Raw genomic sequence first — 13,266 nt, 5'->3', positions numbered from 1 at the left:
CTCCGGGATTCAGACGAATTCGATCTTGGTGACCAGATAATATTTGTCGCCCGACGGCACCGTCACCTCGACCTCGTCATCGACGCGGCGCCCGATCAGCGCCCGCCCCAGCGGCGAGTTATAGCTGATCCGGCCGTCCTTGGCATCGGCCTCGGCCTGGCCGACGATCTGGTAGCGCACCGGCTTGTCGTCCTCGTCGGCGAGGGTGACGGTCGCGCCGAACACGATGCGGTCGCCCGACAGCATCGTCGGGTCGATGATCTGCGCGCGCGACAGCCGGTCCTCAAGGTCGCCGATTGTCGCTTCGACCTGGCCCTGGCGTTCCTTCGCGGCGTGATATTCGGCATTTTCCGAAAGGTCGCCATGCGCGCGCGCTTCCTCGATCGCATCCACGATCAAAGGCCGCTCGGCTTTCAGCGTGGAGAGCTGCGCGCTCAGCTTCTGATAGCCTTCTGCCAGCATCGGCACCTTTTCAACGCTTGCCATTATCCTGTTGTCCTTCGTCAAAAATCCGCCTCGGCGGGTGAGCGCCGGGCGGCTGAGCCGCTGTTTCCGTCGATGTCGGGGGGTGGAGCGGTTCGTCAATAATAGTGCTGAAGCGGTTTTACTTCAAGAGAGTGCGCGCGCAGCGCCCCAATCGCATGCGTTGCGGCATCGCTGCCCGCCGCCGTCGTATAATAAGCGACGTCGGCGGCCAGCGCCGAAGCGCGGATCGACTGCGAATCCTGCAGGCTCTGCCACCCCTCGGTGGTGTTGAAGATCAGTTGCACATCGCCGTCCTTGATCCGGTCGACGATATGCGGGCGGCCTTCGGCGACCTTGTTGACGCGCTCGACCGCGATCCCCTGTTCGACGAGATAGGTGGCGGTGCCGCCGGTCGCGATCACCTGCCAGCCCCAATCGACCAGCCGGCGCACCGGCTCGATGATTCGCGGCTTGTCGCTGTCCTTGACCGACACGAACACCCGGCCATCGGTGGGCAGCCGGTCGCCCGCGCCAAGCTGCGCCTTGGCGAAAGCGAGGTTGAAATTGCTATCGATTCCCATGACTTCGCCGGTGGACTTCATCTCGGGCGACAGGACGGGATCGGTGCCGGGGAAGCGCGCGAAGGGAAAGACCGCTTCCTTCACCGCGACATGCGCGATGTCGCGGTTGATCGTCGGCAGGTCGGCAAGCTTTTCCCCCGCCATCACCCGCGCCGCGATCTTGGCGACGGGCGAGCCCACCGCTTTGGCGACGAACGGCACGGTGCGGCTGGCGCGCGGATTGACCTCGATCAGGAAAACATCGTCGCCCTTGACCGCGAACTGGATGTTCATCAGCCCCAGGACGCCGAGCGCGCGCGCCAGCGCTTCGGTCTGCCGCTCGATCTCGGCGATGATCCCGGCCGACAGGCTGTACGGCGGGATCGAACAGGCGCTGTCGCCCGAATGAACCCCGGCTTCCTCGATATGCTGGAGCACACCCGCGACGACGACATCGGTGCCGTCGCAAAGCGCATCGACATCGACCTCGATCGCGTCGCGCAGATAGCGGTCGATCAGCACCGGGGAATCGCCCGACACCTGCACCGCGGTCTCGATATAATGTTCGAGCTGTGCCTGGTCGTCGACGATCTCCATCGCCCGGCCGCCAAGGACATAGGAGGGGCGCGTCAGCACCGGATAGCCGATGCGCGCGGCGACCGCGACGGCTTCCTCGCGGCTGCGCGCGATGCCGTTCTCGGGCTGCTTTAGGCCAAGCTTGTTGACCAGCGCCGCGAACCGTTCGCGGTCTTCGGCGAGGTCGATCGCGTCGGGCGAGGTGCCGAGAATCGGGATTCCCGCCTCCTCCAGCGCCTGCGCCAGCTTGAGCGGCGTCTGGCCGCCGAACTGGACGATCACCCCGACGAGTTCGCCCTTCGACATCTCGACGTGCAGGATTTCGAGGACATCCTCGGCGGTCAGCGGCTCGAAATAGAGCCGGTCCGACGTGTCATAATCGGTCGACACCGTCTCCGGATTGCAGTTGATCATGATCGTTTCATAACCCGCCTCTTCCAAGGCGAAGCAGGCGTGGCAGCAGCAATAATCGAACTCGATCCCCTGCCCGATCCGGTTCGGACCACCGCCGAGGATGACGATCTTCTTGCGGTCGCTGGGGTTCGCCTCGCACTCGGGCTCGCCAAAGGTCGGGGCTTCATAGGTCGAATAGAGATAGGGGGTCTGCGCCTGAAATTCGGCGGCGCAGGTGTCGATCATCTTGAACACCGGCCGCACGCCAAGCCGATGGCGCAGCGCGCGCACCTCGCCCTCGGTCACGCCGCCGGTCATCGCCTTCACCGTATCGTGGATCAGCCCGCTGCCATGCGCCGCCGCGCTTTTCGATCCCGGCCGCAAATTCGCCGACTGGAGCGCCAGATAGGCAAGCCGTTTGTCGGAAAAGCCCATCGCCTTCAACTTGCGCAGCCCCTCGGCATCGCGCGGCAGGCCGTTTTCGCAAACCTCCTGTTCGGCCGCGACGATCTCGGCAATGCGGTCGAGGAACCACATATCATAACCCGCGACGCGGTTGATCTCGGCGAGCGGCAGCCCTTCGCGGATCGCCTGCGCGGCGTTGAGCAGCCGGTCGGGGGTGCGCTTCGCCAGTTCGCTGCGCAACTGGTCGTGGCTCGCGCCCTTGAGGTGCTCGACGAAGTTGAAGCCCGACAGCCCCGTCTCCAGCCCGCGCAGCGCCTTTTGCAGGCTTTCGTGGATATTGCGCCCGATCGCCATCACTTCGCCGACCGATTTCATCGCGGTCGACAGCGTCGCCTCGGCGCCCTTGAATTTTTCAAAGGCGAAGCGCGGGATCTTGGTGACGACATAGTCGATCGTCGGCTCGAACGACGCCGGAGTGACCCCGGTGATGTCGTTCATGATCTCGTCGAGCGTATAGCCGACCGCCAGCTTCGCCGCGACCTTGGCGATGGGAAAGCCCGTCGCCTTCGACGCCAGCGCCGACGAGCGCGACACGCGCGGGTTCATCTCGATGACGATCAGGCGCCCGTCGGCGGGATTGACCGCGAACTGGACGTTCGACCCGCCGGTCTCGACCCCGATCTCGCGCAGCACCGCGATGCTCGCGTTGCGCATGATCTGATATTCCTTGTCGGTCAGCGTCAGCGCCGGGGCGACGGTGATGCTGTCGCCGGTATGCACGCCCATCGGATCGACATTTTCGATCGAGCAGATGATGATGCAATTATCCTTGCGGTCGCGCACCACCTCCATCTCATATTCTTTCCAGCCGAGGAGCGATTCCTCGATCAGGACTTCGGTGGTCGGCGAGGCGATCAGGCCGCCGCGGACGATATGCTCGAACTCCTCGCGGTTATAGGCGATGCCGCCGCCGGTGCCGCCCATGGTGAAACTGGGACGGATGATCGACGGCAGGCCGGTGCGTTCGAGCACCGCGAACGCCTCGTCGAGCGTATGCGCAATGCCCGAGCGCGCGCTTTCGAGCCCGATCTTGTCCATTGCATCGCGGAACTTGATCCGGTCCTCGGCCTTGTCGATCGCCTCGGCATCGGCGCCGATCATCTCGACGCCATATTTCTCCAGCGTCCCGTCGTTGAACAAAGCCAGCGCGGTGTTGAGCGCGGTCTGCCCGCCCATCGTCGGCAGCACCGCGTCGGGGCGCTCCTTTTCGATGATCTTCGCGACGATCTCGGGCGTGATCGGCTCCACATAAGTGGCGTCGGCAAGGTCGGGATCGGTCATGATCGTCGCCGGGTTGGAGTTGACGAGGACGATGCGATAGCCCTCCTCCTTGAGCGCCTTGATCGCCTGCGTCCCCGAATAATCGAACTCGCACGCCTGACCGATGACGATCGGGCCGGCGCCGATAACGAGGATGGAGGATATATCGGTTCTTTTAGGCATTATTTTATTTTCTCTCGTCGGCGGTCATGGTCGCATTTTCGCGGCGGCCGCGCTCGCAAGTTGCTGCGGCATTCTGGTCGATATTCTCAGGCGGCTGAAATCTTGCAGGATGCCCCGGCAAACATTCAACCGTCTCGGGCGTCGTTCCGCGCGAAACTGCGATAGTCATTCCGTGGATGCGCGCTTCGCCAATTAAGCAGTCAAGTTCGCTGGTTGACGCATCATCCAACGGAACGAAGGACGATCCCATGTGATCGACACCCATAGAATCGGTCTCGAAACGATTAATCCCGCACTTCCTCGCTAACATTGAGCTGAACGCGCCTACCTTTTCCCATTGATAATCGGCTGGCAGGTCAACGTTGTCGTCAACTATCCGGAGGTAAAGACCTACGGGCTCATCCTTCGGCCACAGACTCACGACTGCCGCTGCCAAGGCAACGGGAAGCGCACCTGCCAGCATCCAAAGAAGAGCCGAGCGGTTCATCCCAATCCACCCACAAACTTCTCGAACAAATAGAAGCTGTCCTGCGGCCCTGGGCTCGCCTCGGGGTGATATTGCACGCTGAACGCCTTCTTCCCCGCGACCTTGATGCCGCAGTTCGATCCGTCGAACAGGCTCTTGTGCGTCTCGACCACGCCGGCGGGCAGCGTCGCGGCGTCGACCGCGAAGCCGTGGTTCATGCTGGTGATCTCGACCACGCCATCTTCGGCGCGCTGCACCGGATGGTTCGCGCCGCGGTGGCCCTGGTGCATCTTGATCGTCTTGGCGCCGACCGCGATGCCGAGCATCTGGTGGCCGAGGCAGATGCCGAACAGCGGAATGTCACGGTCGAGCAGCCCCCGGATCAGCGGCACCGCATAGGCGCCCGTCGCCGCGGGATCGCCGGGGCCGTTCGACAGGAACACGCCGTCGGGGTGATGGCTCAGCACCTCGTCGAGGGTCGCGGTCGCGGGCACCACGGTGACGCGCGCGCCGGCCTTGACCAGGTTGCGAAAGATATTGTCCTTCGCGCCATAGTCGATCGCGACGACATGGGGCCTGCTGACCCCCTCCCGCTTGCCGGAGGGGTTAGGGGGGGGCATGTCGGATGGCGCGCCTTCGGAAACAGGCCCTCGCCCGCCCCCTCCCGCAAGCGGGAGGGGGGAAGAATAGCCCTGCCCCAAAGCCCAGACCCCGGCATCCCAATCGCCCGTATCGGTCCGGCTGACCGCCTTCGCGAGGTCCATGCCCTCCAGCCCCGCCCAGCCGCGTGCCATCGCCAGCAACTCGTCGACGTCGAACTGGCCGTCGACGCTATGCGCGATCACCCCGTTCGGCGCCCCCGCGTCGCGGATGCGACGGGTCAGCGCGCGGGTGTCGATGCCGGCAAGCCCGATCACGCCCTGTTCGGCCATCCAGTCGGGCAGGCTCTGGACGCTGCGAAAATTGCTGGGCGCCGTCGGCAGTTCGCGGGTGATGCAGCCGAGCGCGCCGGGAACGCCGCGCTCCATATCCTCGGGGTTCGCCCCGACATTGCCGATGTGCGGAAAGGTGAAGGTGACGACCTGCCCCGCATAGCTCGGGTCGGTCAGGATTTCCTGATAGCCGGTCATCGCGGTGTTGAAGCAAATCTCCCCCACCCCCGCGCCCGCCGCGCCATATCCGACGCCCCACAGGATCGTGCCGTCGGCGAGGACGAGAACGCCGGTCGCGCCATCGGGCTGGCTTTTGGGCGCGACTTTAGGCGCCACAGGGGGATTGGCAGGTGCCATTCAACATGCTCCGGACGGGGGGCTAAACGGCCGACCAAGTAGGAGCCAAAAAAATGATTCACAAGCTATCGGATTTGGAAACTTGCCGCTAGAGAGGGCCTTTCCGAAATTTGCAGCGCATGGGGACACGTATGATTCGTGAGCGTCTTAAGGCTGCGCAGATCGCCGCGATGAAAAGCGGCGACAAGGCGCGGCTCGGCACCATCCGGCTGATGCTGGCCAAGATCAAGGACAAGGACATCGAACTGCGCACCGGCACCGCGCCGGCCGACGACGATGTGCTGGTCACCGACGTGCTGCAAAAAATGGTCAAGCAGCGCCGCGAGTCGATCACCATGTTCGAAGCCGGCGGCCGCCAGGAACTCGCCGATATCGAGGCCGCCGAAGTCGCCGTGATCGAGGAATTCCTGCCCGCGCAGCTCAGCGACGACGAAGCGACCGCCGCGATCAAGGCGATCGTGACCGAACTGGGCGCGGAAAGCCTCAAGGATATGGGCCGGGTCATGGCCGCGGTGAAGGACCGGCTGGGCAGCCAGCTCGACATGAGCAAGGCCAGCGGGTGGGTGAAGGCGGCGTTGTCGTAGGGAGACAGGCCCTCCCCTAATCCCTCCCATAAATGGGAGGGGAACTGGTCGGACCGGGAACGCATATTCTCCCCTCCCGCTTGCGGGAGGGGTCGGGGGAGGGCCTGTTGGACAAAGGCTACAAACGACCGACCGCGAGATCACGCGAACTCCGGCTGAACGCCACCGACGCCGAACGCAAGCTTTGGGCCCAGATCAGCGCCCGAAAAATCGCGGGCGTCCGTTTCAATCGCCAATTCCCCATTGGCCCGTTCATCTGCGATTTCGTTTCGCGCAGCGCCAAACTCGTCATCGAAGTCGATGGCGGGCAACACGCGGTTGATGTAGAAAAAGACGAAGCGCGGACGGCCTATTTGGAAGCACGGGGTTATCGGGTGATCCGTTTCTGGAACAATGATGTATTGGAACGGATCGAAGGCGTCGTGAGCGAGATCGAGCGCGTGCTCGCAGACACGCCCTCCCCTGACCCCTCCCGCAAGCGGGAGGGGGACTCTTGACCCTCACCCCGCAATGGCTCGACGAACTGCGCTCGCGCGTCACCCTCTCGACCCTCATCGGCCGCACGGTGAAGATCACCCGCGCCGGGCGCGAGTATAAGGCCTGCTGCCCCTTCCATAACGAAAAGACGCCCAGCTTCACGATCAACGATGAAAAGGGCTTCTATCATTGCTTCGGGTGCAGCGCGCATGGCGATGCGATCCGCTGGATGACCGACCAGCGCGGCCTGTCGTTCATCGACGCGGTCAAGGAACTCGCCGCCGAAGCCGGGATGGAGGTTCCCGCCGCCGACCCGCGCGCCGCGAAAAAGGCCGAAGAGCAGGCAAGCCTGCGCGACGTCGTGCAGGGCGCCGCCGACTGGTTCACGCAGCAGCTCGGCAGCAGCAACGGCGCCCCGGCGCGCGACTATCTGGCAAAGCGCGGCATTTCGGACGCCACCCGCGCCGCCTTCGGCTTCGGTCTCGCGCCCGACAGCCGCAGCGCACTCAAGGAAGCGCTCAAGAAATTCCCGACCGCGATGCTCGTCGAATCGGGGATGCTGATCGCCGTTGACGAGAAGGAACCCTACGACCGCTTCCGCGGTCGCCTGATGATCCCGATCCGCGACGCGCGCGGCCGGGTGATCGCGTTCGGTGGCCGCATTCTCGGCGATGGCGAGCCCAAATATCTGAACTCGCCCGACACGCCTTTGTTCGACAAGGGCCGCGTCCTTTATAATCTCGACAAGGCCAGCCCAGCGTCGCGGCAGACGAACCGGATCATCGTCGTCGAAGGCTATATGGACGTGATCGCGCTTGCCGAGGCGGGGATCGCCGATGCCGTCGCGCCGCTCGGCACCGCGCTCACCGAGGCGCAGCTCGGGCTGATCTGGCGGATGGTGCCGGTGCCGATCCTCTGCTTCGACGGCGATGCGGCGGGGCAGAAGGCGGCGATGCGCGCCGCGCTGCGCGCGCTGCCGCTGCTGCGCCCCGGTTTCAGCCTCGCCTTCGCGACGCTGCCCGCCGGCCAGGACCCCGACGACATCGTCCGCGCGCGCGGCGCCGACGGTTTCGCGGCGATCCTGGGCGACGCGCAGCCGCTCGTCGAACGGCTCTGGGCGCACGAGGTCGCGGCGGGATCGCTCGCGACGCCCGAGGAGCGTGCCGCGCTTAAAATGCGGCTCCTCGCTCACGCCGACGCGATCGAGGATGCCGACGTCCGCCACCATTATCGCGAGGCGTTCCGCGCAAAGATCGATAGCTTGTTCGCGCGGCAACGCCCCGAACGCGGCCCGCCCGTGCCCTGGGCGCCGCAGCCACAGCGCGGCGGCCGCCGCTACGCGCCCGACCCGCGGCTTCAACCCCCCGCCGACGAAACCCGCGCGCTCAGCCGGACCGGCATCGCCACCCCCTATGCGGCGGCGCTGATCGGCGGATTGCTTCGTTATCCGGAGGCGATGCGGCGCAATGAGGAGGCGCTGTTCCGCCTCGCCATCCCCGATTCCGGCGACGCCGAATTGCTCGGCGCGATGCTTGACATCGCAAATGCCCAAGAAGGGCTTGATTGCGAGGGGTTGCTTGCCATATTGGAGCCGATGAAAGTGTATAATAGGGCGATGACATTGCTCAGAGCCGACGGAATGCACTTCTCATTCAATCGAAGGCTCGAAGGCGAAGAGGCTGATGCGGCACATGAAACCGCGCTGCGCGACCTCGACGAATATATCGGCGTGCTGGTCACCCAGCCCGAAATCCGCGAGCGGCTGGCACAGGCCACCGCGGATTTTCAGCGCACGATGGACGACGAAGGCCTGGCGCGGCAGCAAAAGCTGCGCGCGATGGATGAGGAACTGACCCGCCGCCTGGCCGCGCTGTCCGACAGCAGCAGCCAGTAACGACCCTTTTGACGCCCCTAGGCAGGAAGATTTGATGGCCACCAAGAACACCGCCGAGACCGACACCGACACCGACGGCCCGCTGATCGACCTCAACGAGGCCGACGTCAAAAAGCTGATCGCGCGCGGCAAGAAGCGCGGCTACCTGACCTATGACGAACTGAATGCGGCGCTGCCGCAGGACCAGATGTCGTCGGAGCAGATCGAGGATATCATGTCGGCGATCTCCGACATGGGCATCAACATCGTCGAAAGCGACGAGGATGTGCAGGAAGAGGCCGACGCCGAACCCGACGAGGAAGTCGATGTCAGCGCCGGCACGGGTTCGGTTTCGAACCCCGCGATCGAAAAGAAAAAGGAAACGATCGACCGCACCGACGACCCGGTGCGCATGTATCTGCGCGAGATGGGCGCGGTCGAACTGCTCAGCCGCGAGGGCGAAATCGCGATCGCGAAGCGCATCGAGGCGGGCCGCGACACGATGATCCTCGGCCTGTGCGAAAGCCCGCTGACCTTCAACGCGATCATCGAATGGTCGAACGCGCTCAACAATGGCGACATGCAGCTGCGCGAGATCGTCGACCTCGAAGCGATGCTGTCGAAGGATCCGGCGCCCGAAAACCTTGAAGAAGAAGGCGCCACCGACGACGGAGAGATCAGCGAAAAGAACGCCGGCGTCTCGTTCAAGGACGAGGATGAGGTCGAGGAAGAGCCCGCCGCCGACGGCGACGACGAGGATGGCGAAGGCACCTCGGGCAAGCGCGAGAATTTCGAGGAAGACGACGAGGACAATACGCTGAGCCTCGCGGCGATGGAGGAATTGCTCAAGCCCGACGCGCTCGAGAAATTCGCCAACATCACCAAAAGCTTCAAGGCGTTCCAGAAGCTCCAGAACGCGCGGCTCGAATCGCTGTCGGGTGGCGAGGATTTTCCCGCGGCGTCGGAGAAGAAATATCACAAGCTGCGCGAGGAACTCACCGCGCAGGTCGAGAGCGTGCAGTTTCACGGCACCAAGATCGAATATCTCGTCGATCAGCTCTACAGCTACAACCGCCGCCTGACCGCGCTGGGCGGCCAGATGCTGCGCCTCGCCGAGCGCCACAAAGTGCCGCGCAAATCGTTCCTCGACAATTATGTCGGGCGCGAGCTGGAAGAAAACTGGATCGAGAGCGTCAGCGGACTCGACAAGAAATGGGCCGCCTTCGCCGAGAACGAAGCCGGCGCGGTCGACCGCATCCGCATCGAGATCAGCGAAATCGCACAGGCCGCGGGGATGAGCCTGACCGAGTTCCGCCGCGTCGTGAACATGGTGCAAAAGGGCGAACGCGAAGCGCGCATCGCCAAGAAGGAAATGGTCGAGGCGAACCTGCGCCTCGTCATCTCGATCGCCAAGAAATATACCAACCGCGGCCTGCAATTCCTCGACCTCATTCAGGAAGGCAATATCGGCCTGATGAAGGCGGTCGACAAATTCGAATATCGCCGCGGCTACAAATTCAGCACCTATGCGACCTGGTGGATCCGCCAGGCGATCACCCGCTCGATCGCCGATCAGGCGCGCACGATCCGCATCCCGGTCCATATGATCGAGACGATCAACAAGCTCGTGCGGTGCAGCCGCCAGTTCCTCCACGAAAGCGGCCGCGAGCCGACGCCCGAGGAAATGGCCGAACGGCTGTCGATGCCGCTCGAAAAGGTCCGCAAGGTGATGAAGATCGCCAAGGAACCGATCAGCCTCGAAACGCCGATCGGCGACGAGGAAGACAGCCATCTCGGCGATTTCATCGAGGACAAGAACGCCGTCATTCCGGTCGATGCCGCGGTGCAATCGAACCTCAAGGAAACGGTTACGCGAGTCCTGGCGTCGCTGACGCCGCGTGAGGAGCGCGTTCTGCGCATGCGCTTCGGCATCGGCATGAACACCGACCACACGCTCGAAGAGGTGGGCCAGCAGTTCAGCGTGACCCGCGAACGCATCCGCCAGATCGAGGCCAAGGCGCTGCGCAAGCTGAAGCACCCGTCGCGCAGCCGCAAGATGCGCAGTTTCCTCGACCAGTAAACACCGACACCGAACCACGCCCTGCCCGCGCCCCGTCGCGGCGGGGCGTTTCACCGCCGACAGTCACCCCCGCGCAGGCGGGGGCGACGGTCGGCGACTTGTGCGCCGCACAAAAAACAGGTGCGCGCCATCTTCAAATCTTCACCTTTCTTCCCCAGATAGCAGCGCGTCGGGGCCATGGCTTTCATAGCCCATTCATCTCCCGCCACTTAATGGCGATTCATCCCATTATGTGGGGAAACCATTCATATCCAGGGAAGACAGACTCACCGGCTCGACCCAAAAAGCCCCGGAAAACCGGGAAACTGCCCAATTGGCACGCCCGTTGCTTAGTGATGAGCATCGGCAGGAAACGCCCCTGCCACCAAGAGAAAGACGACAAGATGGACAACGAAACCACCAATCTCTTCCGCCGCCGCGACACCTTCTTCGGTATCTGCGAGGCCGTGGGCCAGGATTTCGGCTTTAACCCCCTGTGGCTCCGCCTCGCCTTCATCGCACCGCTCTTCGTCTTCCCGGTGCAGACCTTCATCGCCTATTTCGCGCTCGGCGTCCTCGTGCTGCTGTCGCGGGCCCTGTTCCCGAACAAGGCCGCCGCGCCGTCGCTGCCGGTCGTTGCCGAGGTTGCCGCCCCGGCCGCCGACGAAAAGGTTGGCGAACTCGCGCTCGCGGCTTGACGCTCGCCGGGCGGGGGCCTCTCCGCTCCCCCGCCCGCACCCCTGCATGGCGCTCCCCGGCGCCATCACCGGACCGGCAAGCTTCCCCGGGCTTGCCGGTCCTCCTGTCTCGATCGGGTGCGTCTCGATCCGGCACAGCGATGCGACGAATCGAGGGTCGCTCATAAACGCCACGTTTACGACGTTGCCCTAAGGCTGGACGCTCGTAGTCCATGCGGCGGGGGGCCAGACCACCGCGACGGACCCTTTTGACAGGCGAGGATCCAGCGTTGAGCCCATCGACCCAGCCCCAATCGCCCCGGCTTGCGCCGCAACCGCGCGGCGTCGCCGAACGTCTCGATCATCTGGTCGCCAGCGACGGCACCGGGGCGCATCCGCACGTTCAATCCGGCGCGCTGTCGAACGGGCCGGAGGCGATGCGCAACCTGGCCGACGCCGTCCATTTCCTCTGCCTGCTCCACGGCCGCTATCCCGGCGTCATCGACAGCGCGGCGCGCAAGGCGGCCAGCCCCGCGTCGCGCAAATGGATGGACGAAGCGGCGCAAGCCTTTGCCCAGGAACGCGCCTTTCTGTCGAAGATCGCCGCCGCGGTCGGCCCGATGCCGAGCACGCCGGGCCAGGCCCAGTGCGAGGCCGCCGTCACCGCGCAGCGCCGCGCGCTCGACATGCTCGCCGAATCGGACCGCCAGGGCTGCGCGATGGGCGCCGCGATCGCGCTGACACTCGACTGGCGCACGATCCGCGTGCTGCTCGACATCAGCGCACAGCGGCTCGAACTTGCGGCGCCGCGCTGCACCTTGCCCGACCTTCGCGACACCGCGCGCGTCGCGGCGCAGATCGCCGACGGCCCCGCGGTCGAACGCGCGATCGCCTTTGGCGCCCAGCAACTCATCGCCCAGCACAGCGGCCTGTGGGATCTGATGGCCGCCCGCGCCGCCAGCCGCGCGCATCCCTGATCCACCCCTCCCGCAGGCGGGAGGGGAGTCTTCTTGCACCGCCCCCTTTGCCTCGCTATGCCACCTCCAATTGACGTTCACGTTAAGGGAAAGGCAGCGCACCGATGCGTTTCGAGGGAACCAGCGCCTATATTGCGACCGACGACCTGAAGGTCGCGGTCAACGCCGCGACGATGCTGCGCCGTCCGCTGCTCGTGAAGGGCGAACCCGGCACCGGCAAGACCGTGCTGGCCGAGGAGATCGCCAAGGCCTTCGATGCGCCGCTGATCCCCTGGAACATCAAGTCGACGACGAAGGCGCAGCAGGGCCTCTACGAATATGACGCGGTCGCGCGGCTGCGCGACGGCCAGCTCGGCGAAGAGCGCGTCCACGACATCCGCAATTACATCAAGAAGGGCAAGCTGTGGGAGGCGTTCACCAGCCCCCAGCTCCCCGTGCTGTTGATCGACGAGATCGACAAGGCCGACATCGAATTTCCGAACGACCTGCTTCAGGAACTCGATCGCATGGCGTTCCATGTCTATGAGACCGACGAGACGATCACCGCGAAGGAACGCCCGATCGTCGTCATCACCTCGAACAATGAAAAGGAACTGCCCGACGCCTTCCTGCGCCGCTGTTTCTTCCATTACATCAAATTCCCCGACCGCGACACGATGGCCGACATCGTCGAGGTCCACTTCCCCGGCATCCAGAAGACGCTGGTCAGCCGCGCGATGGACATTTTCTACGAGGTGCGCGACGTTCCGGGGCTCAAGAAGAAACCCTCGACCAGCGAGCTGATCGACTGGCTCAAGCTGCTGCTGAACGAAGACATGCCGCTCGAAGTCCTCCAGAACCGCGACGTCGGCAAGGCAATCCCGCCGCTGCACGGCGCGTTGCTCAAGAATGAGCAGGATGTGATGCTGTTCGAAAAGCTCGCCTTCATGGCGCGGCGCCAGGGCGGCTGACCCTCAACATTC

At 64.4% G+C, this 13,266-nt stretch carries 11 protein-coding genes; 7 read left to right on the top strand and 4 right to left on the bottom strand.

All coding sequences use genetic code 11. From position 1 onward, the window contains the following. Positions 1 to 9 precede the first annotated feature (9 nt). The 4 genes from greA to carA all read right to left on the bottom strand — a co-directional run bounded on the left by greA (position 10) and on the right by carA (position 5,657). Positions 10 to 486, bottom strand: a complete 477-nt coding sequence (gene greA / locus CVO77_RS18310) for a transcription elongation factor GreA (RefSeq protein ID WP_106000298.1) — start codon at positions 484 to 486, stop codon at positions 10 to 12. Between the two features lie 95 nt (positions 487 to 581). Next, entirely contained in the window at positions 582 to 3,902 is a 3,321-nt protein-coding gene (gene carB / locus CVO77_RS18305; RefSeq protein ID WP_106000297.1) for a carbamoyl-phosphate synthase large subunit, read from the bottom strand. A gap of 4 nt (positions 3,903 to 3,906) precedes the next feature. Continuing rightward, the gene (locus CVO77_RS18300; protein ID WP_106000296.1) at positions 3,907 to 4,389 is read right to left on the bottom strand and encodes a hypothetical protein; all 483 of its coding nucleotides are present in this window, start codon (positions 4,387 to 4,389) and stop codon (positions 3,907 to 3,909) included. Further along, positions 4,386 to 5,657 carry a glutamine-hydrolyzing carbamoyl-phosphate synthase small subunit gene (carA, locus tag CVO77_RS18295; protein ID WP_106000295.1) on the bottom strand — a complete coding sequence of 424 codons (1,272 nt, stop codon included), beginning with the start codon at positions 5,655 to 5,657 and terminating at the stop codon, positions 4,386 to 4,388. Before carA ends, CVO77_RS18300 begins: the two co-directional genes overlap by 4 nt. Positions 5,658 to 5,788: 131 nt before the next feature. Between carA and CVO77_RS18290 the strand changes: the two genes are divergently transcribed. From CVO77_RS18290 to CVO77_RS18260, 7 genes are all read left to right on the top strand, one after another. After that, a complete protein-coding gene (locus tag CVO77_RS18290; RefSeq protein WP_106000294.1) occupies positions 5,789 to 6,241 on the top strand; it encodes a GatB/YqeY domain-containing protein in 453 nt (150 codons plus the stop codon). Positions 6,242 to 6,348: 107 nt separating this feature from the next. Beyond that, on the top strand, positions 6,349 to 6,738 hold the full coding sequence (locus CVO77_RS18285; protein ID WP_106000293.1) for an endonuclease domain-containing protein: 390 nt from the start codon (positions 6,349 to 6,351) through the stop codon (positions 6,736 to 6,738). Beyond that, complete coding sequence (dnaG, locus tag CVO77_RS18280) at positions 6,735 to 8,612, top strand: DNA primase (protein WP_106000292.1); 1,878 nt, start codon at positions 6,735 to 6,737, stop codon at positions 8,610 to 8,612. Before CVO77_RS18285 ends, dnaG begins: the two co-directional genes overlap by 4 nt. Before the next feature lie 34 nt (positions 8,613 to 8,646). After that, entirely contained in the window at positions 8,647 to 10,671 is a 2,025-nt protein-coding gene (rpoD, locus tag CVO77_RS18275) for an RNA polymerase sigma factor RpoD (RefSeq protein ID WP_106000291.1), read from the top strand. Positions 10,672 to 11,006: 335 nt separating this feature from the next. Further along, entirely contained in the window at positions 11,007 to 11,348 is a 342-nt protein-coding gene (locus CVO77_RS18270) for a PspC domain-containing protein (protein WP_242446201.1), read from the top strand. A 269-nt stretch (positions 11,349 to 11,617) separates the two neighbouring features. Then, entirely contained in the window at positions 11,618 to 12,304 is a 687-nt protein-coding gene (locus CVO77_RS18265) for a DUF6975 family protein (RefSeq protein ID WP_106000290.1), read from the top strand. 104 nt (positions 12,305 to 12,408) lie between these two features. Further along, positions 12,409 to 13,254 (top strand): AAA family ATPase, encoded by an 846-nt coding sequence (locus CVO77_RS18260; protein ID WP_106000289.1) that lies wholly within the window; start codon positions 12,409 to 12,411, stop codon positions 13,252 to 13,254. Positions 13,255 to 13,266: the final 12 nt, after the last annotated feature.

This window comes from Sphingopyxis lindanitolerans (assembly GCF_002993885.1).
Lineage (GTDB): Bacteria > Pseudomonadota > Alphaproteobacteria > Sphingomonadales > Sphingomonadaceae > Sphingopyxis > Sphingopyxis lindanitolerans.
The sequence above is the reverse complement of the archived record's forward strand: the minus strand, read 5'-3'. Positions and strand labels throughout refer to the sequence as shown.

Coding starts and splice junctions, on each gene's coding strand:
- greA (WP_106000298.1), bottom strand. CDS start 486: ATGGCAAGCGTTGAAAAGGTGCCGATGCTGGCAGAAGGCTATCAGAAG.
- carB (WP_106000297.1), bottom strand. CDS start 3,902: ATGCCTAAAAGAACCGATATATCCTCCATCCTCGTTATCGGCGCCGGC.
- CVO77_RS18300 (WP_106000296.1), bottom strand. CDS start 4,389: ATGAACCGCTCGGCTCTTCTTTGGATGCTGGCAGGTGCGCTTCCCGTT.
- carA (WP_106000295.1), bottom strand. CDS start 5,657: ATGGCACCTGCCAATCCCCCTGTGGCGCCTAAAGTCGCGCCCAAAAGC.
- CVO77_RS18290 (WP_106000294.1), top strand. CDS start 5,789: ATGATTCGTGAGCGTCTTAAGGCTGCGCAGATCGCCGCGATGAAAAGC.
- rpoD (WP_106000291.1), top strand. CDS start 8,647: ATGGCCACCAAGAACACCGCCGAGACCGACACCGACACCGACGGCCCG.
- CVO77_RS18270 (WP_242446201.1), top strand. CDS start 11,007: ATGAGCATCGGCAGGAAACGCCCCTGCCACCAAGAGAAAGACGACAAG.
- CVO77_RS18260 (WP_106000289.1), top strand. CDS start 12,409: ATGCGTTTCGAGGGAACCAGCGCCTATATTGCGACCGACGACCTGAAG.